Origin of the sequence: Paenibacillus sp. JGP012 (assembly GCF_014203995.1) — a bacterium.
GTDB lineage: Bacteria > Bacillota > Bacilli > Paenibacillales > Paenibacillaceae > Paenibacillus > Paenibacillus silvae.
Genome location: NZ_JACHKG010000011.1, coordinates 49,371 through 75,011, shown reverse-complemented (window position 1 = coordinate 75,011; position 25,641 = coordinate 49,371). Strand labels below are relative to the sequence as shown.

Annotated in this window: 24 protein-coding genes and 1 pseudogene; 5 read left to right on the top strand and 20 right to left on the bottom strand. The window is 48.4% G+C overall.

Going from position 1 to position 25,641, the window contains the following annotated elements; all coding sequences use genetic code 11:
- Position 1: 1 nt before the first annotated feature.
- Both galE and HNR77_RS15165 read right to left on the bottom strand, forming a co-directional pair.
- Positions 2-991, bottom strand: a complete 990-nt coding sequence (gene galE / locus HNR77_RS15170) for a UDP-glucose 4-epimerase GalE (RefSeq protein WP_110896284.1) — start codon at positions 989-991, stop codon at positions 2-4.
- A gap of 1 nt (position 992) precedes the next feature.
- The gene (locus HNR77_RS15165) at positions 993-2,174 is read right to left on the bottom strand and encodes a galactokinase (RefSeq protein WP_184185789.1); all 1,182 of its coding nucleotides are present in this window, start codon (positions 2,172-2,174) and stop codon (positions 993-995) included.
- 166 nt (positions 2,175-2,340) lie between these two features.
- On the opposite strand from HNR77_RS15165, the gene HNR77_RS15160 reads away from it, so the two are divergent.
- Positions 2,341-3,324 (top strand): AraC family transcriptional regulator, encoded by a 984-nt coding sequence (locus HNR77_RS15160; RefSeq protein WP_260410583.1) that lies wholly within the window; start codon positions 2,341-2,343, stop codon positions 3,322-3,324.
- Positions 3,325-3,494: 170 nt separating this feature from the next.
- Here HNR77_RS15160 and mgrA read toward each other — a convergent pair whose 3' ends face one another.
- From mgrA to HNR77_RS15130, 6 genes are all read right to left on the bottom strand, one after another.
- Entirely contained in the window at positions 3,495-4,511 is a 1,017-nt protein-coding gene (gene mgrA, locus HNR77_RS15155; RefSeq protein WP_184186060.1) for an L-glyceraldehyde 3-phosphate reductase, read from the bottom strand.
- Positions 4,512-4,547: 36 nt separating this feature from the next.
- Positions 4,548-5,288, bottom strand: a complete 741-nt coding sequence (locus tag HNR77_RS15150) for an NAD-dependent protein deacylase (RefSeq protein WP_184185786.1) — start codon at positions 5,286-5,288, stop codon at positions 4,548-4,550.
- Positions 5,285-6,067, bottom strand: coding sequence for an HAD family hydrolase (locus HNR77_RS15145; protein WP_184185783.1), 783 nt, complete (start codon positions 6,065-6,067; stop codon positions 5,285-5,287). Before HNR77_RS15145 ends, HNR77_RS15150 begins: the two co-directional genes overlap by 4 nt.
- Before the next feature lie 27 nt (positions 6,068-6,094).
- A complete protein-coding gene (locus HNR77_RS15140) occupies positions 6,095-6,859 on the bottom strand; it encodes an alpha/beta fold hydrolase (protein WP_184185780.1) in 765 nt (254 codons plus the stop codon).
- A gap of 88 nt (positions 6,860-6,947) precedes the next feature.
- Positions 6,948-7,613, bottom strand: coding sequence for a bifunctional 2-keto-4-hydroxyglutarate aldolase/2-keto-3-deoxy-6-phosphogluconate aldolase (locus HNR77_RS15135; protein WP_184185777.1), 666 nt, complete (start codon positions 7,611-7,613; stop codon positions 6,948-6,950).
- Between the two features lie 88 nt (positions 7,614-7,701).
- Positions 7,702-8,667, bottom strand: coding sequence for a sugar kinase (locus HNR77_RS15130; protein WP_184186057.1), 966 nt, complete (start codon positions 8,665-8,667; stop codon positions 7,702-7,704).
- Between the two features lie 218 nt (positions 8,668-8,885).
- On the opposite strand from HNR77_RS15130, the gene HNR77_RS15125 reads away from it, so the two are divergent.
- The 3 genes and pseudogenes from HNR77_RS15125 to ilvD all read left to right on the top strand — a co-directional run bounded on the left by HNR77_RS15125 (position 8,886) and on the right by ilvD (position 12,327).
- Entirely contained in the window at positions 8,886-9,926 is a 1,041-nt protein-coding gene (locus tag HNR77_RS15125) for an acyltransferase family protein (protein ID WP_184185774.1), read from the top strand.
- Positions 9,927-10,071: 145 nt separating this feature from the next.
- A pseudogene (locus tag HNR77_RS15120) lies at positions 10,072-10,320 on the top strand (KGG domain-containing protein); the annotation flags it as partial.
- A 321-nt stretch (positions 10,321-10,641) separates the two neighbouring features.
- Positions 10,642-12,327 (top strand): dihydroxy-acid dehydratase, encoded by a 1,686-nt coding sequence (ilvD, locus tag HNR77_RS15115; RefSeq protein WP_184185771.1) that lies wholly within the window; start codon positions 10,642-10,644, stop codon positions 12,325-12,327.
- Between the two features lie 154 nt (positions 12,328-12,481).
- Here the strand turns inward: ilvD and HNR77_RS15110 are convergent, their stop codons facing one another.
- Entirely contained in the window at positions 12,482-13,885 is a 1,404-nt protein-coding gene (locus tag HNR77_RS15110; protein WP_184185768.1) for a polysaccharide deacetylase family protein, read from the bottom strand.
- A gap of 172 nt (positions 13,886-14,057) precedes the next feature.
- On the opposite strand from HNR77_RS15110, the gene HNR77_RS15105 reads away from it, so the two are divergent.
- Positions 14,058-15,206: an AI-2E family transporter gene (locus HNR77_RS15105; protein WP_184185765.1), complete on the top strand. Its 1,149-nt coding sequence runs from the start codon at positions 14,058-14,060 to the stop codon at positions 15,204-15,206.
- 23 nt (positions 15,207-15,229) lie between these two features.
- Here the strand turns inward: HNR77_RS15105 and HNR77_RS30650 are convergent, their stop codons facing one another.
- The 11 genes from HNR77_RS30650 to HNR77_RS15055 form a co-directional block, all read right to left on the bottom strand.
- Positions 15,230-15,769 carry a penicillin-binding transpeptidase domain-containing protein gene (locus HNR77_RS30650; RefSeq protein WP_311768631.1) on the bottom strand — a complete coding sequence of 180 codons (540 nt, stop codon included), beginning with the start codon at positions 15,767-15,769 and terminating at the stop codon, positions 15,230-15,232.
- Complete coding sequence (locus HNR77_RS15100; protein WP_311768630.1) at positions 15,714-17,054, bottom strand: penicillin-binding transpeptidase domain-containing protein; 1,341 nt, start codon at positions 17,052-17,054, stop codon at positions 15,714-15,716. Before HNR77_RS15100 ends, HNR77_RS30650 begins: the two co-directional genes overlap by 56 nt.
- 110 nt (positions 17,055-17,164) lie before the next feature.
- The gene (locus HNR77_RS15095) at positions 17,165-19,453 is read right to left on the bottom strand and encodes a methyl-accepting chemotaxis protein (RefSeq protein ID WP_260410582.1); all 2,289 of its coding nucleotides are present in this window, start codon (positions 19,451-19,453) and stop codon (positions 17,165-17,167) included.
- A 320-nt stretch (positions 19,454-19,773) separates the two neighbouring features.
- Positions 19,774-20,541: a pentapeptide repeat-containing protein gene (locus HNR77_RS15090; protein WP_184186051.1), complete on the bottom strand. Its 768-nt coding sequence runs from the start codon at positions 20,539-20,541 to the stop codon at positions 19,774-19,776.
- Between the two features lie 231 nt (positions 20,542-20,772).
- Positions 20,773-22,101, bottom strand: a complete 1,329-nt coding sequence (locus HNR77_RS15085; protein WP_111270135.1) for a peptidase U32 family protein — start codon at positions 22,099-22,101, stop codon at positions 20,773-20,775.
- A 17-nt stretch (positions 22,102-22,118) separates the two neighbouring features.
- Positions 22,119-23,048 (bottom strand): peptidase U32 family protein, encoded by a 930-nt coding sequence (locus tag HNR77_RS15080; protein ID WP_184185761.1) that lies wholly within the window; start codon positions 23,046-23,048, stop codon positions 22,119-22,121.
- Between the two features lie 14 nt (positions 23,049-23,062).
- Positions 23,063-24,103 carry an endolytic transglycosylase MltG gene (gene mltG, locus HNR77_RS15075; RefSeq protein ID WP_221443859.1) on the bottom strand — a complete coding sequence of 347 codons (1,041 nt, stop codon included), beginning with the start codon at positions 24,101-24,103 and terminating at the stop codon, positions 23,063-23,065.
- Positions 24,104-24,178: 75 nt separating this feature from the next.
- Positions 24,179-24,493 carry a DUF1292 domain-containing protein gene (locus tag HNR77_RS15070; protein WP_090915530.1) on the bottom strand — a complete coding sequence of 105 codons (315 nt, stop codon included), beginning with the start codon at positions 24,491-24,493 and terminating at the stop codon, positions 24,179-24,181.
- On the bottom strand, positions 24,494-24,793 hold the full coding sequence (locus tag HNR77_RS15065) for a DUF1292 domain-containing protein (RefSeq protein WP_017686820.1): 300 nt from the start codon (positions 24,791-24,793) through the stop codon (positions 24,494-24,496).
- Positions 24,794-24,805: 12 nt separating this feature from the next.
- Positions 24,806-25,222 (bottom strand): Holliday junction resolvase RuvX, encoded by a 417-nt coding sequence (ruvX, locus tag HNR77_RS15060; protein WP_184186045.1) that lies wholly within the window; start codon positions 25,220-25,222, stop codon positions 24,806-24,808.
- A gap of 125 nt (positions 25,223-25,347) precedes the next feature.
- Complete coding sequence (locus HNR77_RS15055; RefSeq protein WP_090915537.1) at positions 25,348-25,608, bottom strand: IreB family regulatory phosphoprotein; 261 nt, start codon at positions 25,606-25,608, stop codon at positions 25,348-25,350.
- Positions 25,609-25,641 lie beyond the last annotated feature (33 nt).

Below are 25,641 nucleotides of genomic sequence, written 5' to 3'. Positions count from 1 at the left end.
CCTAGTTTTTTCCGTAGCCTTCTGGACGTGATTGATGCCAGTTCCAGGCACTTTGAATGACATCTTCAAGGTTGGTCCATTTTGGATTCCAGCCCAGAACCGATCTTGCTTTGGCAGAAGAAGCCACCAATACAGCCGGGTCGCCCGCACGACGTGGTTCCTGAACAACCGGGATGTCGAGACCTGTTACCTTTTTCGCTGTTTCAATCACTTGTTTTACCGAGAAGCCTGTTCCGTTACCCAGATTAAACACGTTGCTGCTCTCACCCTTGCGCAAGTAATCTACGGCACGCAGATGAGCATCAGCCAGATCGCTGACATGGATGTAGTCACGGATACATGTGCCATCTTCTGTTGCGTAGTCATCACCGAATACGGCAATATGTGAACGCTGCTTCAGCGCTGTTTGCAATACGAGTGGAATCAGGTGGCTTTCCGGCTGGTGATCTTCACCAATTTTGCCGCTTTCATGTGCTCCGGCTGCATTGAAGTAACGCAGAGACACGTATTTGATATCCTGTACTTTATCGAACCAGGACATCATGCGCTCCATCATCAGTTTGGTTTCACCATATACGTTGGTTGGTTCAGTACGGTCGCTTTCTTCGATTGGCACCTTCTCAGGCTCACCGTAGGTTGCTGCTGTAGATGAGAAGACGATGCGGCGTACGTTCGCTGCATTCATCGCTTCCAGCAAGCACAATGTACCGAATACGTTGTTGTCATAGTATTTCGCTGGCTCTTTCATGCTCTCGCCGACCAGTGAGTTCGCAGCAAAGTGAATGACGGCATCAATTGAATTTTCCGCAAACAGCTTTGTCAAAATCTCCTTGTCACGCAGGTCCCCTTCATACAGCTTGCCACCAAGCAGCGCCTCGCGATGTCCTGTCTGCAAGTTATCCAGTACAACAACCTCTTCGCCGCGCTCAAGCAACGCTGCCACTGTATGAGAACCAATATATCCTGCTCCACCTGTCACCAAAATTGCCATTTTACTTCGCCTCCTTGAGTTCGTTAACGCCTTCGCCTACACCACATACGTAGAAATCACCTTGGAGACCGGTACGCGCCTCATACGCTGCACCCACTTCACTCACAAAGCGTTCAACATCATTTTCATGCACCAGAGATACTGTACATCCGCCAAAGCCTGCACCTGTCATGCGCGCACCTAATGTGCCCGGAATACGCCGAGCTTCTTCTACCATAACATCCAGCTCAGTGCAGCTGACTTCATACAGATCACGCAGCGAATCATGAGAAGCATTCATCAACTGGCCGAACGCTTCCAGATCATTGTTTCGCAGCGCTTCAACAGAAGCAAGCACCCGTGCATTCTCTTCTACAACGTGCTCGGCACGCTGTCTGACTTTCTCATCCTTGATCTGATCCTGTAAAGTTACGAATTGCTCCGGCTTTAATTGAGCCAGGTAATTCAGTGCAGGCAGCTGTTCCTTCAAAATGGCAAGTGCCTGCTCGCATTGAGAGCGCCGCTCATTATAAGCCGAATCGACCAGACCGCGGCGTTTGTTTGTGTTGCCAATGATCAGCTTGTACGCACCGGTACGGAAAGGAACCTTCTCGTATTCCAGCGTATCGCACATCAGCAAGATGGCATGATCCTTAGCTCCATTCGCTACAGCAAACTGATCCATGATGCCGCAGTTGACACCAACAAACTCATTTTCTGCTTTCTGGGACAAAAGCGCAAGCTCAACTGTATCGATCTCCGATACCCCTTCCATCGCCTGAACCGCATAACCGGTGAGCACCTCCAGAGATGCAGACGAGGAAAGTCCCGCCCCGTTCGGAATCTCGCCGTGGTACAGAAAATCATATCCTTTGGTCACCTTCACGCCTTTGCCTTCCAGCTCTACCATGACGCCAACCGGATAATCTGTCCATTCTCCCGTTTTCTCCTGACCGATGGAGACAGTGTCCAGTGTTCCCTCGTAAGTCATGTTCGTGGAAGCCAGATTCAGCTTGTGATCCGTACGTTCGCGAATGAGCAAGGTCGTTCCGAATTCAAGCGCGGCCGGAAGTACATAACCACCGTTGTAGTCGATATGCTCACCGATCAGATTCACACGTCCAGGGGCATGAAATACACGGATGTCCGCTCCACTTTCTCCGTACCTCTCAATAAACTTTTGTTGCAATTCAGTTGCCTTCAAAGCTGATGCACCTCGCCTCTTTGTTGTGGTTTTCTTAATGTTATTATACAAGGCAGCGATCTCACTTGAAATGAAACCATGTGTGATTCATATGGATAAATGTGACCTTTCATCTTATAATGATGGTAATAAGTGAACAAGGAAACGTAGGAAAGAAGGAACAGCTATGAAGGACTCAAACACAAATTCGGCAGAAACATCTCCTAACACTGCAGAGGTATCCACTCCCCGCTCCATACAGGAATCCACCTCCGGCAAAAGTGGCGCGCTCAGTTATTCGGTTGCATCCAATCCGGTCTATTATGACGAGGGGGCTCTGCATGTCCTGTTTGCCGGAGCCAGTCAGACGCTGCCCGGACATGCGCTCGGGCCGAAGCTGTATGATTATTATCTGTTGCATTATGTAGAAAAGGGAGACGGTACGTTTCGTACCGAGCTGCACACCTACGATCTCTACGCAGGTGACTGTTTTCTTATACATCCGGGCCAACTGGTCAGCTATCAATCACATCCCCGTAATCCATGGCAATATCGCTGGATAGCCTTTACTGGCAGTCAGGCAGCCCAGCATGCGGAAGAAGCTGGCTTCCGCCCGGAAAAGTCTGTTTTTCATGCCGGAACCTCCTGTGATATCTCGAACTGGCTGGCGGTCATGCAGGATGCTTTTGCCGAGCGTCAAGAGAGCGCCCACTTCACTTCCCTTGGCACGTTATACATGATTTTGGCCGAAGCCCAGAATCACCTGTCCGAGGGGCCCACGTTGACTGCAGGTGAATCCTCCATCCGGCGAACGGTCAAACAGATGATTCAATATATGTCTACTCAGTACGCTTACCCTGTGTCCATCGAGCAAATGTCTGCAAGTTTAGGATATAACCGGGCTTATCTTTCCCGTATTTTCAAGCAGGAGACCGGCCTCACCCCGGTCACCTATTTGCTGAAGCTGCGGATTGACAAGTCGCGTCAGCTGCTGCGCGAGCGTCCCGATCTATCCATTGAGCAGGTATCCGCCTCGGTGGGCATGCCGGACGCATTGTATTTCTCGAAACAGTTCAAACGCTTCCACGGAGAAGCGCCAAGCCTTTATCGGGAGAAACTTCTCACGCGTCCGTTAAAAGCAGCAAAAGGGAAAACTCCTCCACTGCGCTAAAAAAGGGAGTAGAGGTTGCTGATAAAGTCAAAGGGCCTCACACCTCTCATGAATATGTGAAATCAAACCAACCGTCGAAATAAAAAAAGTGCACCTCAGCCTTTATGGCTAAGATGCACTTTTGGGGCATGATTTATTTGTGATGCTTGCCCGTGGCAAAGAGTCGGATGTTATTCCTTGTTTTTGTTCGCAGGCTCGGGATGAAGAATGGATTCAATTCGCTCCAGTTCCTCGGAGGAGAACTCAAGCTGGCTCAGCGCAGCTACATTCTCTTCAATCTGGGAAGGGCGACTTGCGCCAATCAGTGCAGACGTCACTCGTCCATTGCGCAGTACCCATGCCAGTGCAAACTGGGCCAGACTTTGACCGCGTGCTGCAGCCATCTGATTCAGTGCACGTACCTTGCGAAGTGTTTCTGGCGATATGTTGTTTTCATTCAGAAATACGGAAGGACCCTTGGCACGTGAATTCTCAGGAATGCCATTCAGGTATTTGTTCGTGAGCACTCCCTGCTCCAGCGGGCAGAATGCAATGCTGCCTGCACCGTACTCATCCAGCACGTCCTGAAGCCCGTCTTCAATCCAGCGATCCAACATGGAATATCTTGGCTGATGAATCAGGAGCGGTGTACCCAGGCTTTTCAAAATTTCGGCAGCCTGTTTCGTTTGCTCTGCAGGGTAATTGGAGATACCCACATAAAGTGCTTTGCCGGAGCGCACAATCTGGTCGAGTGCCATCATGGTTTCTTCCAGCGGTGTGTCCGGATCATAGCGGTGGGAATAGAAGATATCAACATAATCCAGCCCCATTCGGTTCAAGCTCTGATTCAGACTGGAGATCAGATATTTGCGAGATCCCCACTCGCCATAAGGCCCCGGCCACATATGATATCCCGCTTTGGTGGATATAATCAGTTCGTCACGATAAGGCTTCAGATCCTGAGCAAGCACCTGCCCAAACAGCTGCTCTGCGGAACCTGGGGGTGGACCATAATTATTGGCCAGATCAAAATGGGTAATACCGAGATCAAACGCACGGGTAACCATGCTGCGCCCATTTTCCAAACTGTTTATCCCGCCAAAATTATGCCACAGTCCAAGTGAAATTGCTGGCAGCTTGAGCCCCGAACGTCCAACACGGTTATACTTCATCGTTTCATAACGCGCTTCAGCAGCTACATAGACCATCATGAATCCCTTCTTTCCACAGAATTAACCAAGGAATTAACCCAGGAGCCTATCCACTTCCTGCATGACCTCTCCGATCGGCTCGGTGATCAATACATCTGCCCGGTGGTCATACGCAGTTGGTGTTGCGTTGAGCAGCACGGTATGTTTCCCTTGAAAATACGTAATCAACTGAGCTGCCGGGTATACCGTCAGTGAGGTTCCACCTACGAGCAGCAGATCAGCTGATGACAAGGCATCAATGGAATGATACAGCGTTGCCTGATCCAGTTCTTCTTCATAGAGCACCACATCCGGTTTGACTACCCCTCCGCAAGAAGCACAGCGAGGGACGATGTCTTTCGAATCTATAACGTATTGCAAGGAATGGAACTGCTTGCAGTCCATGCAGGCATTGCGATGAACCGAGCCGTGAAGCTCAAGCACGTTGCTGCTGCCTGCCTTTTGATGAAGACCATCGATATTCTGTGTAACGACAGCGTGCAGCTTTCCCTCCTGCTCCAGTCTTGCAAGCAAACGATGGCAGCCATTAGGCTCCGCATCAGGATGAAGCATTTTTCCTCGGTAGAAGTCATAAAAAATATCCGCATGCTGATCAAAAAAATGGCGACTCAATAGTTCTTCTGGCGGATAAGGAGAGTGCTGCTCTGTCTGATATAATCCCGCAGCCGAGCGGAAGTCGGGAATACCGCTTTCCGTAGACGTACCGGCTCCTCCAAAAAAAACAATGCGCGAACTTTCCTTAATCCAGGCAGCCAGCTGCTCTGTCGCGTTCATTCTCTCTCCTCCTTTAACCCGATGCCCAGTTCATCATAGTGACGAATGACGGCATCTGCCTCATGCAGATAGGAACTCTGATCCAGCTGAGGACAATATCCCAGCGTAAAGGCTGCTCCCGCATGGCGCCCCATCTGCATATCACCGTTGCTGTCTCCAATGACTACAGCCTCATGTGCCTCGACGGATAACTCCCGGCAAGCCAGCAGGAACGATTCAGCATCAGGTTTGCCGCGCGTTACCCGGTCACAGCCGACGATGGAAGTGAAAAAAGAATGAATCCCCATCCACTCCAGATGTGTTTCAGCCGCGGCTGTACTGTCCGATGTGACCACTGCAAGTGAAAGCTCAGCATCCTTGCAGCGCCGCAGCAAGTCAAGCAGGCCAGGCAACGGTTCAGCAGATTTTCGCTCCCGCACAGATTTCATTGCTGCACTGGAAAACCCGCGAATTATCGTAATCGCTTCATTCCAGGGTGTCCCGGCAGCATAGAGCTGACCGGCAAGCCATCCGTTACACTCATCTACCGTTGCAATCGCCAGCGGTCCCTGTACATCGTATCCATTAATGCGACCTTGTGAATCGTGAAGAGTACCCAGCACATGCTCCAGCTCTACGGTGAAGGAGGCCCCGTGTTCCTGCATCCAGACCTGCAGCTGTGAGAGCATAATTTCAGCCCACGGGCCCCATAATTGCAGAAAATCCAGCAAAGTTCCATCTTTATCAAATAAAATGGCCTTACAGGCAACACTTTTCCCCTGAATCTTCAGCACAGCCACTTGGGATCACCTCCACTGCGAATGTGACTACTTAATGGTATTTAACCAGGACAGCACTGTTTTGACCGTCTGCTTTAGCTGATCCTCTGCGCTGACTGTCGGCTCACCGTCCCCCTTCTGATGACCATAGTCACCAAACTGGGAATGGTTCCCGCCTTCAATCGTGTAATACACCGTATCTGGCGGCAAGTACATACGTCCGTTCTGATACTTGCTCATATTAACGACCCCATCGTTGGTGCCGAGAATGGACAATGCAGGAATATCCAGCTTCTGTACACTTCCTTTTTCATCTGGATAGGATGCGAGAAAAAAGATGCCTTTTAGCGCTTCGGGATGTGCCGCTATATACCGTGAAGCCATAGATCCACCCAGAGAGTGGCCGCCCATAACAAACTGCTCATCCGGATATGCAGCCAAAATATCGTCCGCCAGATTCGGCTTGATCACAGCCAGATTAACCGGCATTTTAGCAATAATTGTATGATGTCCAGCCGCTGCAAGCTCATGAGCAAGAGGGGCATAACTTTCCGGTTTAACTAGACCGCCAGGATAGAACAGCACACTTTTGCCAGCTGGCTTATCAGGCTTGAAATCAATCCAGTTCTCCTGCTCACTGACCGTCACCCCGCCGGATGTTTCCATCGCCGCTTGAGCTGCCTCCTGAGGTCCATAAGGCGTGAACAGCTTCCATGCCACATATCCACATCCAATAACAATGAGCGCCAGAAGTACGAGCAGAAACTTGCCAATGCCCCTCTTCTTGCGCCCGGTATTATAACGATTTCTCAATATCAATCACCTTTCTGTGCTTCCGCAACTGCCGCAACTTATGGAAGCGGGAGCCTGCTTGCCGCAGGCTCCCTTCCATGTTGACATTCTATTCAGCCTTGGCTTTACGATAAGCTTCCATATATTGTTCCGCTTTGCGGCGAACATGACTCAAATCTCCTGTTTTCACAGCCTCTGATGTCAGGTCAGAACCGATTCCAACAGCTACTGCTCCACCCTTGATCCATTCACCCAGATTGGACAGGGACACCCCGCCTGTCGGCATAAAATTAGCCTGCGGCATAGGGCCTTTCATTGTTTTAATGATGGACGGATCGTACAGATTTCCAGGGAACAGCTTGATAATATCCACGCCAAGCTCAAGCGCACGCTGCACATCAGCGATCGTCATGACACCTGGCAGAATAGGCACACGATACAGATTACATATTTGCACGGTTTCAGGGTTAAGAGAAGGCCCGACAACAAACTCGGCACCTGACATAATCGCCGCTCTTGCCGTTTGCGCCTCAAGCACGGTTCCTGCTCCGATAATTGCAAATTTCTCCGGGTCCTGCGTATTCCAGTGATATACACGGCTCAGCTTTTCGATCGCTTTAAGCGCACCTGGAACGGTCATCGTAATTTCGATAACCTTGATGCCGCCCGCAATGGCCTGCTCGGCCATCGCAATGACCTGGTCAGCAGAATCTGCGCGCAGAACCGCCACCACACCATTGTCCGTCATTTTTTGCAGCAGTTGAAGCTTCTTCATTTCATTCTCTCCCTTGTCAATGTGGTGGTTGTGAATACAAACTTTACATTTGGAAAACGAAGATGAGTCATCCTGATTTTAACGGAACTTAACGCTCGACGTGAGCAACGTTATTCAGCCTGGCCTCGACCTGTGCCCAGGTCGGAAGTGCTTCCCAGTCACCAACTGCCTGTATAACCATCGAACCGGTCAGATTACCAAGTCGAGTCGCTTCCTGCGGGGTGTATCCTTTCAACAAACCAGCCAGGAAGCCAGCACAGAATCCGTCCCCGGCGCCTACGGTGTCGAGAACCTGATCTGCTTTGAAGTACGGAACTTCCGTTAGGGTACCATCCGCGAGTACATAGGTCAAATCAGGGCCACCTTTAACGATGCACACGGCGTCCATGGCTGCCAATCGTTCAAGCACCTTCTGGTCACTATCTTCGTTATATAAAAGTTTCATCTCATCCAGACCCGGTAAAAAGTAGTCAGCCTGCTCAGCCAAACGCAGCAGTACAGGGCGAGCCTGATCCGCTGACCACAGCTTGAGGCGCAGGTTCGGATCAAAGCTCACCTTCACACCTGCCTGCCTGGCGATATGTATAGCGGCTTCAACCGTGGCGAGTCCCGATTCGCTAATGGCTGCAGTTATACCTGTGACATGCAAAATCTTCGCACCGGCGATATATTCAGGGTCCAGATCATCCGGCGTTATTGCACTTGCTGCAGATAACTTCCTATAATAATGCACCGAGGCTTTCCCGGAAGCGTTCTCACGAATCATTAGCCCAGTAGGCTCCTGATCACTTAATTTCGCTCGGGAGACATCCACGCCTTCGCCGCGAATGGCTTTCAGAATCATGTTTCCAATCGGATCCTTACCGAGACGTCCAAACCAGCCGCTGGTATGTCCAAGTCGTGCTACGCCAATGGCCAGATTGCTCTCTGCTCCTCCAAATGTCTTGTCCAGTGTAGCTGCATATTCAAGCCCTCTCGTATCTCTGGCCGTCAGCAACCCCATACTTTCCCCGAATGTAATAATATCAGGGCTTGGAAAGGGACTCGTTGACATGTTGCCTTCCTCCTTAATATTGACTACCTCATCTTCTTCCTCCATTGTCATGCCGCACGCAATCGTTGTCAATCCCGAAGCCTTCTTTTTGTTGTCACATGTTTGAGAAAAGATAACGCTTACTAATGTGAATTAAATCACAATTATTCCGTTGAATTCATATTACCCTTGATACAGATATATAACTTTTGAATGAGGTTTTAATAGGGGGCAGCATCATGAGAAACCGGATACTGATTCAGAATGATCAGGAATCTTTCTTTTACAATCTTCGCTTCATGCTCATCGTCTGCGTACTGGCTGCGAACGCACTGGAGCCGCTCATTACACGCTTCGCAGGGGCAGAGGCTTTGTTTATGTGGATCTATACCTTCCATATGCCGCTTTTTGTCTGGGTTACAGGGTACTTCGCCAGATCCTCCATTCGAGGGACTGCCGCACGCAATGTGCTGAAACAGATCGCCATTCAATATGTTCTGTTTCAAACGCTTTACGCCCTGATGGATGCAACTGTGTTCCATACGCCCCATATGCGGCTTTCCTTTTTTGCACCTTATCTGCTGTTATGGTTCCTCGCCAGTCATTTCTGCTGGAGACTGCTCGTTTGGTTGACGATGAACTGGAAGCCGCATCAACGATTAATCGCCTCCATTGCTCTAGGGGTTATTGTCGGTTATATGCCTGTTGACGGATTCTGGCTAAGCTTTAGCCGCACCCTTGTTTTCCTGCCATTTTTTGTGCTTGGCTACGATTACGGTGCCGTGATTCGCTCATACCTTGTTCCAGGCTGGGGCCGGAGAGCAGCTGCTGTTCTCTCTGCTGCCATGCTGATCTACATCGCTTGCGGCGGCTTGAATATCTCAGCGGGCTGGCTGCTTGGGAGCAAAACGTTTGCCGAACTGGGTCATCATGAATGGTATGCCGGAGTGCTTCGTCTCGGGGTGTATTTGCTGGAGATTGTCTCCGCATTGCTTTTCCTGGCCTGGGTGCCTAATCTGACTTCCAAAATAACCGATCTGGGCAAGCGTACTCTATACGTTTTCCTGCTGCACGGCTTCCTTGTACGGCTGGCGATCTGGTCAGGAATCTACAGTTATATGGGAAGTGCGCTGTTTGTTCCAATCATCCTTGTCGCTGCTGTGCTGTTTGCCATTACGCTGGCTCATCCGCTTGTGCGCCGTACCTTCAAGGCACTGATTGAACCGGACATTACGCGAATTTCCTTGCATCGGCCTGGTGCTTTCAAACGTTCAGCCTGATACCCTGAGATTCTCTTACTTCTAACTCGGACCAAAGCCCTAATATCCATAAAAACCCATCCTTTTTGTTTCAGGCTGGAAATGATGTGGTAATTCAGGATACACACTGCAAAAAACAACTTATAATCATAAGGAGTGATTTGTAATGGCACGAGGGCATACATCAGATCGCAAGATGAGCAGAGAGGAAGCCGGACGGCTTGGCGGCAGAGCCACTTCAAGAAACCATGACCGAAGCTTCTACCAGATGATTGGGAAAAAAGGTGGTGAAGCCACCTCCGATGCTCATGATGCAGATTTCTATAAGGAAATCGGTCGCAAGGGTGGCGAAGCGACTTCCGAGAACCACAATACAGAATTCTATCGTGAAATCGGTCGTAAAGGCGGAAGCAGCTGACTTTACCTTGAAGAGGGTTGCTTTTAAAATAAACATCACTTTCCCCACCATTTCAGAAGCCAAACCCATGAAAATGGAATCTGGCTTCTTTTCTATTGTCTATTGATTGTAGAAATATGACGAGGGTTGTGATAGACTCTATAGAAAAACCGGGTGTTCACGGGTTTAAAGCAACAGAGAATGCACAAACTACGGAAAGCCTCTAACCGGAATAACCGGTCTGTTTTTTAGAGTACGGATGAAATTAAACGACAGATGCACTGCCATTTATTTTTCCATTCATGCTGCTCAATATTATATATTTGGGGGGAATACACCATGTCAGCCAATAAGATGCGATCCGATATGATCAAAAAAGGTTTTGACCGCGCACCACACCGGAGTTTGCTCCGTGCAGCGGGCGTTAAAGAAGAGGATTTCGGCAAGCCGTTTATTGCGGTATGTAACTCTTACATTGATATTGTCCCTGGTCACGTGCACCTGCAGGAATTCGGTAAAATTGTTAAAGATGCCATTCGTGAAGCCGGCGGCGTTCCGTTTGAGTTCAACACCATCGGGGTAGATGACGGGATTGCGATGGGCCACATCGGTATGCGTTACTCCCTGCCAAGCCGTGACATCATCGCGGATTCAGTGGAAACGGTTGTGTCTGCACACTGGTTCGACGGCATGGTTTGTATCCCGAACTGTGACAAAATCACTCCTGGTATGATGATGGGCGCACTGCGCTGCAACATCCCTACCGTATTTGTAAGTGGTGGCCCGATGAAGGCAGGCCGTGACAGCAACGGTAAAGCCCTCTCCCTCACGTCCGTATTCGAAGGCGTAGGTGCATTCCAGGCGGGTAAAATTGATGATAAAAGCTTGCTTGAGCTTGAGCAATTTGGATGCCCGACTTGCGGCTCCTGCTCCGGTATGTTTACTGCTAACTCCATGAACTGCCTCGCAGAAGCGATGGGCCTGGCTATGCCGGGTAACGGAACAATTCTGGCTGTTGCTCCAGAGCGCCGTGAGTTTGTTAAACAATCCGCTAAGCAATTAATGGAATTGATCAAGCTGGATCTGAAACCACGTGATATCGTAACGGTAGAAGCGATCGACAATGCGTTTGCGCTGGATATGGCGATGGGCGGTTCTACGAATACTGTACTGCACACGCTGGCTCTTGCTCATGAAGCTGGCATCGAATATCCAATCGAGCGGATCAATGAAGTCGCTAACCGTGTTCCGCATCTGGCAAAGCTTGCTCCTGCTTCCGACCTGCATATCGAGGACGTTCATAATGCAGGTGGCGTAAGCGCAGTGCTGAACGAGTTGCTCAAGAAACCAGGTGCAATTCACGCAGACTGTATTACGGTTACAGGTAAAACCATCCGCGAGAACGTGGAAGGTCAGGAGATCAAAGACACCAACGTAATCCACAAACTGGACAATCCTCACTCCGAAAAAGGCGGTCTGGCTGTATTGTTCGGTAACCTTGCACCACAAGGCGCGATCATCAAGGTGGGTGCGGTTGATCCTTCCGTTGGCGGATACCACAAAGGTCCTGCAATTTGCTTTGACTCCCAGGAGCAAGCACTTGAAGGCATTGCTAACGGCAAAGTAAAAGAAGGACATGTCGTCGTCATTCGTTATGAAGGGCCAAAAGGCGGTCCAGGTATGCCTGAAATGCTCGCTCCGACTTCTCAGATCGTAGGTATGGGCCTCGGTGCTAAAGTAGGTCTGATCACCGATGGACGTTTCTCCGGCGCATCCCGCGGTATCAGTATCGGACATATCTCTCCTGAAGCTGCGGAAGGCGGTCCGATTGCCTTTGTTGAAGAAGGAGATATTATCGAGCTGGATCTGAACAATCGAATCATCGAGCTGCACATCAGCGATGAGGAATTCGAACGTCGCCGCGCCAATTGGAAAGGCTTCGAGCCAAAAGTCAAAACCGGCTATCTGGCCCGCTACTCCAAGCTTGTAACCAACGCAAGCAATGGCGGCGTATTGAAAATTTAATCTGCAATCATACAAGCACTAAATATAACTTGAAATAAATAAAGGATGCGCTCTGCCACACTGGCCGAGCGCATCCTTTTTATCATTGCATAATAAGTCCATGGCCTATATTCTGAAAATTCTCGTATGATTCCATTTCATTTCAGTTCGTTGTTTAGTTTCGTTCTGGCAAAATTTCATTTTCGAGCAGAATGGACTCGTCTCGCCTATCCTCAGTCGAAGCAGCAGCAAGTTTATGGTGCTGTCCGTAGCGCCTCATCAGTTCCTCCACCGGCATAACAATCATTTTAGGCACCAATTGATCTGTACGCTGCTTCAGACGCTCTGTGCCTGCCGGATGAATAACACTAAGCAGCAGCTTCAGATATAACCTGGAGGCCATGCTGAATGGCCCTGGAGGCAGTTCCTGAATCGTAAATCCAAACTTCTCGGGTCCACGATTAATCATACTCACACCATAGATGGCTTTGGCTGAACGCAGCTTAGGATCGGCCGCAACAAGCTCAGCCAGGTCAGGCAGCTGCTGTTCCATGGTACGAATCATACGAATCGCCAGATGCATGCTTGAACGTGAGGTTACTCCCAGCTCATATAATTTCTGATTATCAAAATGCAGTTCAATCATCGGATCTCCGTTCTGCATAACGTATCCTTGCCCCATCTCTACCCTTGCACCGTGGTATACCCTGGAACGGAAATGCAGCATTGGATCTTCCGGGGAAGCCGTTCTCAGATGGTATACCCAGTGAAACAGCCTCTCCCAACCTAACCATAAAGCAACCACAACACGTTTCCACAGCTTCAGGTTGATATGGGTTTCGTTTTGACTCACATGGGCAGCTGCTCGGTCACCATACATCAGCGTATCCACTCGAACACTGGTTAATCCACGGCGCTTCGCTTCCTGAAGCACGGTTGCCAGCGCTTCAAGCATCTGCTCTGGCGCTTCTGCATCTGCTCCCAGGGTTGTGCCCCGATCATGCAGCAGGAATACCTCTCCGCTCTTTAACTTCCGAAGCATGCGTTTCGTCAGCTGCTCTGCACCTACGCTGGATTTCCAGTCCTCAAACATCGCGGACCACAGAATGATTTTACGATCCTTTTTGCTGAAAAAATCAAACAGGTTCATAATGCCCCATGGCGGACGATAATAGCAGGTTTTCTCACCTGTAATCTCTTCAATAATCTGACCCGTTCGTTCGATCTGATCCCTGACTGTTCGCGGACGCATCAACCAGTTGGTTTTATGAATATAATTATGAATCCCGAGGAGATGGCCTTCTGCATGTATACGTCTGATCAAATCCGGGTGACTCTCCGCATGCTCTCCCACAACAAAAAAGGTGGCCTTGACGTCATGCTCTCGCAGCATATCAAGCAAACGAGGTGTATATTGCGGATCTGGTCCGTCATCAAATGTTAAAGCATAGGCTGTATCGCTATTTCCCCTTCTAAATACACGAAAACCAAAAAGTCTGCTAATCAGACTTGGAATAAAAGCGTAAAAAGAGGACAGATACAATAACCACAGTAAAATACTCTGAAGCATCGTTGTCATGATGTTGATTCCCCACTTCTCCTGCTTATTTACGGCTCATAGGCACTATCTAAAATAAACCGCCTTTAATTTTATCATAATAATCAAATAACTTAAATGCTGTTTCCCCAAAACACCGCTATCATGTACAATAAATACAATCTAATTTTTACCTGCAAAGGAGTCTATGTCCATGCTGCCGTTGTATAAAAAATACGGGCGTACCGTTTTTGATATCGCTCTGCTCGTGCTAACCGTGTACGTTATCATGTTCATTTTTAGTAAATTGTATCACATCGCTGCGCCCGTTTTCCTTTCATTTATTGTATTCTGGATGATTGAACCATTAGCCCGTTTTCTGCATCGCAAAGGGCTGCCCAAAGTGCTGGGCACAACCATCTCTCTCTTGTTATTTCTCGGGCTGATCACTGCCGGCTTCTTTGGCGTTGGTTTCTTCATCGTCTCGCAAATTTCCGATCTTCAGGTCAACTTCCCGGGATATGTTGAGTTAATTCAGCGTGAATTCACTAATCTGGTACTGCTTATACAGGACAAGTCAGATGCCCTCCCCGAAGGCATATTGGATAAAATCAATGAATACTTCGCTACCCTGTCCGGTTTTTTGTCCAAATGGGTTACCAGCGGGGCACAGTTTATCATCGGTTTTCTCAGCTCATTCTCTTCCTTTATAACCAACTTCGGGATTGCGATCATTCTCGCCTTTTTTCTCAGCATCGAGATTGAATCCTGGCGTAAGTTCGCTCGTGCCAAAATGCCAAAGACATTAAAAACGGCTAACGATTTTATGCGCACCCATGTGTTCAAGACCATTCGTTCCTACATTAAAGCACAGATCATTATGATGCTTATTACTTTCGTATTGATATATGCAGGACTGCTGATCCTGGGAACTTCCAACGCTTTTACAATCGCAGCCGTCTGTGCCATCTTTGATCTGGTACCGCTGCTCGGCGTGCCTGTCATATTCATTCCATGGATTATTTATTTACTTATTGTGGGAGACAGCGTGCTTGCCATCGGTCTGATTGTCATTCTGGCCGTAACGATGCTGACTCGTCAATTGCTTGAACCTAAAATTTCGGGCAATTCGATTGGCGTCTCTTCTGCTTATTTGATGCTTTCCTTTATGCTGATTTCTCTCTCGATCTTTGGACTGGCAGGGGTTGTACTTTCTCCTGTGCTTCTGATTCTATTAAAAGAACTGCTTCAGCAAGGTTACCTGCAAAAATGGATTCATCTGCCGCAGGACGAATTCGACTCCTCACCTCTTGTGATGGACTCGCCTGCCCCCGGTTCTTCCAGAAAGACTGGTGAAGAGTAAACTGTAGTTCAGGACAAAACAGCTCACTTCGGGCTTGCCAGGTAGTCCATTACCTTCCCGAATAAAGCTGTGGCCTGATGAGAGCTGCTTGGAGAGACGTTCTGTACGAGCACAGCCACAGCATATTTAGGCTCTTCAATGGGGCCATATCCTATAAACCATTGATGGTTTTTAGGTGTACCCTTCTGCATCACCTGAGCCGTACCTGACTTCCCTGCAACATGCCATCTTGCATACTGCAGGGATTTTCCTGTGCCTTCACGGACAACGGTATGCATCCAGCTTACTAATTGATGTGCGGTAGCCGGAGATATTTTTCCCGCTGCAGATGGAGATACATGTAATGGCATCTCCAGCATTGTGCCTCCGTCCGCATACCGGATCCGCTGTACAAGTCGGGGAGCAGTCACTTGACCCTCATGCAGCAGTGTCACCACCAGGTTTGCTGCCTGCAATGGAGTAACCAGAACATCCCGCTGTCCAATGGCTGTCTGAATTCTGGCTCCTTCATCCGTCAGACTTGAGAGCATCTGTTCGAATACGCCCTGGCTCTTCGTGATCAAAATGTTTTAACACAGGCATGCCCGCAATATGTTGCTCCTGCCAGCCCACAGCACGTGTAAGACCCAGACGCTCCGCTGTCTGTTCCAACTGCTCCATTTGCAGTCTGCGGGCCGTTTCAGCAAAAACAATGTTGCAGGACTCTGCAAAGCCCTGCTCCAGATTCAGTTCCCCATGTCCATGCTGCTTCCAGCAGGAAAGACCATATTTTCCGTAATTGCCTTCACAGTGGAACGGCTCATTCCGGGAAACGACCCGATTCTCCAGTGCGGCAGCTGCAGTCACAATTTTGAAAATAGAGCCTGGCACCGCTGCCTGGATAGCTCGATTTCCCCAGGAGGAGGATTTCTCAGGGTCCACATGCTGCGGATCGTAAAAAGGGCGTGACACCATGGCACGTACATCTGCATTAGTCGCATCCAGCACAACGACCGCGCCTTCCTGCATCCCGAAAGATTGCGTAAGGTCCTCAATGGCTTGCTGTATCCCGGCATCGATTGTCGTTTCCACCATTAAAGGATAGTGTTTATTTGCAGGTGCGATAACTCGTGGCTGCATCTCCGAAATAACCTGTCCATTTCCCCCTACCATCCGCGATACCAAAGTCGGACCGATCCCCCTTAATAAAGGCTCCAGTGTTCTCTCCAGCCCGGCAGCTCCAGATTTCATTGCATATGGCTGCTTCACCTCATCCTGGTGGCTGTCTGACCGCCCGGAGATGGCTGGTTGTTCATTCAAGTATCCCAACCATTGACTGCCGCTTGCTTTGTGAGGGTACCTCACCATAACCGGATAGACATCAATTCCATCGATCTGCAGCTCATGTATGCGTTCCCGCTGCATTTCATTTAGCCGAATGGGCTCTGTCCCGCCTCCAGTCCAGAAATGAGGCGTCTGCTCCTGCTGCCACTCCGCTTTGAGCAAATCTGTCCGGCTATTTAGTATTGACGCCAGTTGTTCAAGCTTGAACTGCCTCTTATGCTTGTCCGCCTTCGAATTCGAGTCCAATTTGTGCTTTCCTTGAAAAAAAACAAGCCCCCATTCAAGTCTGCCGGTTAATAAACGTCCATGATGATCCGTAAACTGCCCTCGGCCCGAATCAAGCATTACACCTCGTTCACGCTGCAGAACAGACATCTCACGGAGCGTTCGTTGATATCCTGGCATCACCCGGTTCACCTGCACCATCTGAACCCACCCAAGTCTTAGTGCGAGCATTGTAAAAATGAGTGTCAAGCCCGCGCAAAGTATCGCTATGCGGCGCTTCCATCCAAGCTGCAATTGCACGTGTATATTCCACCCTTGCCGTTTTCAACTATTATCCGTTAACCTGGTTGGAATTATCCGGAAAAATAAAAGAAAACCTGCCCCGATCAGGGACAGGTCCGATAAACATTTTATATGGTGAAACGTGACAATGTGTCTTTCAGTTCATTGGATACACTTTCCAGCTTACCAGACAGGCTTACTAGCTGGTTACTGATATTTTGCTGTTCACTGCTCAGTGAAGCAACCTCCTCAGAAGTGGCCGAGGACTCTTCAGCAACCGCGCTGACATTGCTCATCGCTTCAGACAGCGTAGCCTGAGATTTGCTCAGTTCTCCAATGGAGCCTGTAACCATACCAAGACGTTCCACAAATGCACCCATCTGCTCCTGTACAGAAGCAAAGATCACATTGGTATCCTTCACCGCATCCATCTGTTCCTTGAATAACGGGTAGGCATCAGACAGGGCCGAAACCGTTTCATTCATCTCCGTCATAATTTTGTCCGTAATCTCGCCGACCATATCAATGGACTGTCTGGATTGGGCTGCAAGCTGACGAACTTCATCCGCTACAACCATGAATCCACGACCTGCAGCTCCTGCACGTGCCGCTTCAATGGTTGCATTCAGAGACAAAATGTTCGTTTGTTTCGTAATATTTTGCATAACATCCAGCACTTTCAGGACAGAGGATGTGCTTTCTTTCAGGGAATCCACTTTTCTCATCAATGAACCGATCATTTCTTCGGTTTTCTGTGTTTTGGTCATCAGCTGATTCAGATGCTGTGTTCCCGTCTGACTGGACTTCTCCACATGGCGGGCTGAATCGCCCATCTCCTCATTGGCAGCAATGACACTTTCCATCTGGCGAGAGATGTTGTCCGTCAACTCATTGCCTCTCTCTGCTTCTGTCGCCAGACTGCCTGCACCACCAGCAATTTCTTCTGTCGCTACAGCGATCTCGGATGCAGATACCGCTGTTTTCTTGGAAGCGTTGCTCAGTTCCGCGGCTGTATCCAGCACTTCCTGTGCAGTACGATTGGTTTGCTCAACCAGATTCGTAATCTGCTCCATCATCGTATTAAATGCATCGGATAACTGCCCAATCTCGTCTTTGGAAGCGAATGGGGTCCTTACTTTCAGATTACCCTTCGCACCCTCCTGCATCAAATCTTTCAACTTGCTGAGTGGGCGTGCAATCATGCGAACCATCCATACACCAATTAATACGGCAATAGCAGCATCTACAAGTGCCATCCACAGGGTCAGTGTCAAAATACCCTTTGCGTCCTTCACCAGCATGGAGGTCGGAATCAAACCAATGAGCTTCCAGGCAGATGTATCCATCGTACTGTATACAGCCAGCATGTTGGTTGCTTTACCATCCACATCATACTCGGCATTCGTACTTCCGGCTGCCTCCGTTAAATCTTTGACAAAGGCCAGGTCTGTTGCTTTACCAGTATGACCCGCTACGGTAGAAGCGACCACTCGATTATCAGGCGCAATGAGTTGTAGCACCGAACCCGTCCCCAGATCCAGTGATTTCAACTGCTCCTCAAGCACCTCCAGCTTCAACTCAATGATCAGCACATAGGACTGTGTCGTGCCTTGCAGGTTCTTCATGGAACGTGCAATTCGGAAGGTTGCGGATGATCCGTCTGCCTTCTGCTCTGTAGGGAGCCAGCGGTATCCGCCTTGCGAGATTAGATCACTGTACCATGGTTCCTGACGTATGCTTCCCATGGATGAACTGCTGTTGCCTGTGCCCATCACTGATTTGGATTCGTCTGTAGGTACAAGATAAATCGCTTCCATGGATTTATTTGTAAATGCAACATTCGATAACTGCTTATTGATCGAGCTCGTATTCACAAATGTATCATAGGCAGTCAGATTTGGATCTGACATTTTTTGAAGCAGGCTTTGCATTTCTGGATCAAAGAAAATCTGAGTAGACGTATCTACAAATCTCTCCAGAATGATATCAAGCTTCTGTTTGGTTTGATCAATAGTCTCCTGATTTGCTCTGGATGCATTGGCCTCAATCGTATTTTTAGCCTTCGAATAGGACAATAGACCTAAACTCACAACCACAATCATAATTGCTGCAAAAAAGATCAAGAAAAGCTTAACCCCTACAGATTTGGCTGGATTCACCTTTCTGATCTGTCTAAACGAAGTTCCTCCGAGCCCTTTCCAATCCCGATTTTTCAGCTGTTTTTTCACCCAATCCGTCTTAAGCCGATTAAGCCGGATTTTACTAAAATCAATCTTGAAAGGCTTTTTATTGCCTCCTTCTTTTTTGATTTTGACCGGTTTAGCTTTCTTTACCTTCTGTGTCTTATCAGGCTTAGCCTGTTCGGGCTGTGTAAACTGTTCCCCACTGTCTTTATCCTTCTTTTGAACCAATCCCATTCACCTGCCACTCATTTTCTTGTTAGATTTTTATCTCTCCCCTATAAATATGTAGTATTCGACAACATTCCCTCTTTCCCTCCAATTCCTCGGAAATATATTACAACTTTTTTCCTATTTTTCTATAAAAAAATGAGACCGATTTACCGATATAGGGAGGTTTATTTTCAAAAAAAGCATCTCCTCCACCTTGTTTCCGGTGATTTGGAGATGCTTTTTGTTATCCTTTAGTACTGTAGGTGGATTAATGGGTACATTTAGCTACTTGCAGCCAGCTTTCATACAGCCATCCAGAGCAATCGGTTAGCATTCATTCTTTCTTAAGACGAAGCTTCCCATACCCCCAGACTACTGAAAAATCGCTCAACAAAAAACTCACCATATATTTTCTTCATATACGCCGTGTTAAACATGTATTGTTCCATAGAGTCAAGCTTGCGCAAGCTTCGACTCAGTATTTTCCGATCGTCTTCAGACAGTATAAGGTCATCTTCGATCTCCTTCATAGCCTTTTTGACACGTGCGGATATCTGTCCAACATACAGATGATTTTTGGCTTTTGGCGGAATACATTGCGACAGGTCACAGCCGACAAAACGAACCCCGTCAAGGATGCAGTTCTCAAAGTTGGCGATTAGTTTTTGTCTGCCATTTCCCTCAAACGTAATATCCACCAGCTTCCCAGTAAAGGAACAATTGACGATTTTCGCCACTTGTAAAATCCGATCATTGAATCTGCATTTAACAAAAGAACAGTCGATAAAGGTAGCATTTTCTAAGGTCATGCCTCTCATATCACAGGAAGAGAATTCACAGTTGGTGAAAACAGCTTCGTCTTTGGCCATGCCAACAGAGCGCAAGTCAGAACGAATAAATGTACAATGATCCATTGTACATCCGGCAAAAAATCTCGCATTCGTAAGATCACAAGTATCAAATACAAGATGATCCAGGCTACAGCCCCAAAATATCGGTGAACCAACATTCGAGTTTGTAATCGTCGTCCCGCTAATCGTTTCGTGTTCATATCTGACCATATCCGAAAATAACTCGTTGTCTACGGACATTCCAGACTCAAGTCTTCTCATTCCGATCACCCAATCCACTCCGATGACAGAACAACCTGGAGAGTAGCGGTTATCCCCAGATTTTTTCGATTCCCTGTTCCAAAGGGAAAAATCCGGTGATAAAGGCGAAGTTTATGCTTCCGATGTAGCTTTCTTGCAGAAAGCTTTTAGCTCCGCTTTTTCAGGTTATTTCCGTCCTCTTCGTTAACGTGTAAATGAACGTTCAACTTATACAAGAACCAGGTATATCATTTACTTCTTTTTTCTCATCATATCAAAGTAAGACACTGGCTGATCCACTTTCATTTTCACCAGCTGTAACGGATGGCGAGCAGCATCAAGCACATTGCCCTCTTCATCCTGAATTTCGCCAACCACCTGTTTGAAAAACGTACCGTTTGGACCGAAAAATTCAATCTCCTGTCCCGGTTTGAAGTGGTTCCGCTGTTGAATCGTTGCCATGCCTGTAGCAGCATCATAATCCATAACGAGACCGGCGAAGTCATACGGCACAGCCTTCTCTTCAGGCTCGTAGATATGATCCTCGTGATCAGGCGTGTCGTAGAAGAATCCGGTATTCAGCGGACGGTTCGCCGCTTTATTCATCTCTTCCACCCACTCGGGTTTCAGCACATAATTTTCAGGATCAGCCATGTATGAATCAATCGCCTGACGATATACATTGACCACCGTTGCAACATAGTGAATGGATTTCATGCGGCCTTCAATTTTGAAGCTGTCAACACCGACATCAATCAATTCAGGGATGTGCCCGATCATGCACAGATCCTTCGAACCCATAGAGAAGGCGTTATCCTGCTCCTGGAATAGAGGCAGCTGATTTTCACCCAGCTTGAACGGTGCGGGAGCCTTCATCTGCATGTCCTCTTCACTTACCCAGACCGTACCCTCTCTTGCGTCCTCGAAGAGATCATATTTCCAGCGGCAGGACTGGCAGCAGCCTCCACGGTTGGAATCCCGGTCTGTAAAATGGTTGGACAACACACAGCGTCCTGAATAAGAGGAACACATCGCACCATGTATAAAAGCTTCGATCTCGATATCCACATGATTTTTGATCTCTTCAATCTCTTCAAAGCTTGTTTCACGGCCCAGCACCACACGTGGCAGCCCTTCGTCCTTCCAGAACTTCACAGCCTGCCAGTTCAATGTAGACTGCTGTGTGCTAAGGTGCACTTCAAGACCTGGCACGGCACGCAGCGCTACCTCGATAATCGCCGGATCAGCAACGATAACTGCGGAGATACCTGCATCATACAGGTTCTGCAAATACGCTTCAATGCCTGCCACATCTTCGTTATGGGCATAAATATTTGTTGCTACGAACACTTTGGCACCATATTTTTTCGCAAACTCCACACCTTCACGCATTTCTTCAAAGCTGAAGTTGTCCGCATTGGAACGAAGTCCGTACGCCTGTCCGCCAATATATACAGCATCTGCACCATAATGAATCGCAAATTTTAATTTTTCCAGATTTCCCGCCGGAGCCAGGAGCTCCGGTTTATCCAGACGGTTACGTTTACCGGAGAACTTCCGCTTGACCGCCACTGTTTCCATCTTGTTCACCTCTTCGATTAATACACTTGTTCTTTGTAGAAAAATCCAAACGACAATTCCCGCTCAGGGTCCTGCAGCTCACGAACTTCCTTCAGCCACTGCTCGTCATATTCATACGATTCCGGGTCAGCTTCATACATGTCGATAGCCTTGCGGTACGCTCTAACAACAGCTTCGTTATAAGCCAAAGGTTTAAGAATGCCCTCCACCTTGAAACTGTGCACACCCGCTTCCATCATCAGATGAAGATCCTCCAGAATGCAAATATCCTCAGAGCTCATAATATGCGTTCCGTTCATATCCTCATAAATCGGGAATTTCTCATCCCGTCGCTCTGCTTCAATCAAGAACAAACCGCGTTCCTTACCAAGATCCCCTTCTACCGGACGCCCCTGATGAGCCATGTAACTTTGCACCAAACTACGCTTGGAGTGATAAATATTGGTCATGCCATGAACCTGCACCTGTGCTTCCACTTTTAAAAATGGAACCATTTCCGTAATCTCATCCATGTTCAGCTCACGGGCGAGCACAACCCGACTAGCCCCTTTGGTTCCCCAATAGTTGGCCGTGGCATAGTTTGTGGACGTCATCTCTGCGTTCCAGTGCAAACGAATGTGCGGAGCATGCTCCTTAATCGCAGCCAGTACGGACGGGTCATTGAACTCAACCGCATGTACGCCAATTCGGCCCAACGCTTGTACATATTCAGGCAATTCTTTCAATAACTCATTGGACATCAGATTGTTCATGGACACAATGACCTTTGCATTATGCTTAGCAGCCAAAGCTGCCACCTCTGCCGTTTCCTCAACACTGAAGCTGCCCGGCAGACGCATGCCAAAGCGGTCATCTCCAATTAACAAAGCGTCTGCTCCGGCCTGAAGCAGCGCTTCTGCCTCTTTTACATTAGCCGCCGTCACAAGCAACTCATGTTTCTTACTCATCTAATCCCCTCCGCTTATTGCGCAGCCTTACTTTTGGCTATATTTTGCTGATGTTCCTTGTATGTCTTGGCAAAGAGATGCCCTGAAGTTCCATCTTTCTTCGTTACGTAAAACAGATATTCCGAAGCTTCCGGGTTCAACGCAGCCTCGATGGAAGCAAGGCTCGGACTCGCAATTGGACCCGGCGGCAACCCCTTGTTCAAATACGTATTATATGGGCTCTGCACCTTTAGGTCTTTGAACAGCAGTCTTGCCTTTGGTTTATCCAGCAGATACTGCACGGTTGCATCTATCTCCAGCTTCATATCGTCTTTGATCCGATTGTAGATTACTCCTGCTACCAATGCACGCTCTTTGTCTACAACCACTTCTCGCTCCACAAGCGATGCAATAGTTAACAATTCATGCAGCGAAAGCTTCTTTTCCTCAAGCTTGGCTTGCAAATCAGGAATAGAGTTCACTTTCGTCTGGAATTCTTCCAGCATTCGCTGCATTACATCATGCGTCGTGCTGCCTTTTTTCATTTCGTACGTCTCCGGGAACAAGTAACCTTCGAGTGCATATCTCAGTTCCTCATCAACCGGCATATTTTTAATGATCTCCACATCAAAGGCCGAAGGCTCATTCGCCAGCTTGAGGAATTCCTTTTTATCCACAATGCCCTCTGCCGAAAGCTTGTCCGCCATCTGCAGAACGGTGTATCCTTCCGGTATGGTGAACTTCACCATCTCCTCGGGAACGACATCGCCGCTGTTCAATTTATGAATAATTTCATCATACGTTACGCCTGGATTCATGGAGTACTTTCCGGCCATGAATTTACCGCCAAGTTTGTTCCACTTCAAATACCCTTTAAATGCCAGACTGCTGCGTATCAGTCCTTCTTGCTGAAGCTGATCCGCGATCCGGGAAGTTCCCGATCCGCTTTTGATCTCAAACACAACAGGCTGGGAAGTGGCTTGCACCGGACGCATCAGGCTCCAGATATAACCGCCGGCTCCTCCTGCAAGAATCAACAGCACGAGCAGCAGAATACCTATGACTTTGCCTTTCAACAGAGAAACAACTCCTTTACACAACCAAAAAGAGCGGACTGCTCCGCCCTTCCGGTTTTTTCAATTTGAAGCTGATTAATCCTCGTCAATCGGGAGGGTGCACTCATCATAAAGCTCCGAGATGCTCTCCCACTCATCGTCATCATCAATCGTAACTAATTCCGGCATGATCTGGTCTTCACTGCCAGGTACAACCCGCAGCAGCTCAACTTCGTCATACGGACGCAATGAACTGCGGAGCACCGCGTACTGCTGCCCATGCACTTCAAATTCAGCGAGCAGTTCGTACGGATGTGATTTACCGTTCTCTTCCTCGAGCTCCACATGAGCACCGAATGCCAGACGCAGCGAATCTGTCCATTTCAGGTCCTTGCGATTATATTCCGTCATTTAGTTCGCTTCCTCTTCATCTTCAGCAAGAAATGTATTAAAGGTCTCCTCGACAATATCCCACTCGGCATCATCTTGGATCACGAAAAGTTTGATATCGTCGCCTTCTTCTTCATAACGGAATGCATATACATCCGTCTCGCCATCTTCAGGTTCAACCGGAGCAACCATCATATACTTGGCCTCCGAACCGTCTACTTCGAATTTCATGATGACTTCAAATTCCTCTTCATTACCTTCATCATCTGCAATGTAAATGATCTCGGCTTCTTCTTCCATACCCAGTTGATCTTCAGCCATTGTTGATCCCCCTCACCTTGTACTATTGGCATCCAAATAATTTTGCAAAATCAGGCTGGCGGCCATTTTGTCCACAACCTGTTTGCGTTTTTTGCGGCTGACATCCGCTTCAATCAGCGTACGTTCGGCTGCCATCGTTGTCAGCCGTTCATCCCAAAGGTGAACAGGTAAATTCAGCTCGCCCCGCAGGCGTTCGGCAAACGCAATACATAGTTCACCGCGCGGTCCTACGGTACCGTTCATGTTCTTGGGGAGTCCAACTACAATCTCGCTGATTTCGTGCTCTCGCACCAATTCAGCAATTCGCGTGAACTCACCTTCATCACGGCGGCGTTCAAGTACTTCCAATCCCTGGGCAGTCCAACCGAAGGCGTCACTCACGGCAACTCCGATTCTGCGGTCCCCGTAGTCCAAACCTAATTTTTTCATCATGCTCTCCCATCCTAAGGCCTGTGCAAAGCAATAGCTCGTCGCCTGCTCAGACTTCAGTCTGTCTTCTGTCGGTTCATTGTTCGTTTGTCTGCATGGCTGCAGATGAACGAAAGCGGCGTATATTACCGGTGATTGGCCAGATAGGAACGTACCAGCTCTTCAATCAGCTCGTCGCGCTCCTTTTTCCGGACCAGACTGCGTGCGTTGTTGTGACGCGGAATGTACGCGGGGTCGCCAGATATCAGATATCCAACGATCTGGTTAATGGGATTATACTCTTTATCGACCAGCGCGTCATATACCGTGAGAAGAATCTCTTGTGAAGATGCCTCCTGTTCATCACCTTTCACATTAAATTTAACCGTCTTATCCATGGAGTCCATTGATGACACCTCGCTCCTGCATGAACATGGGGA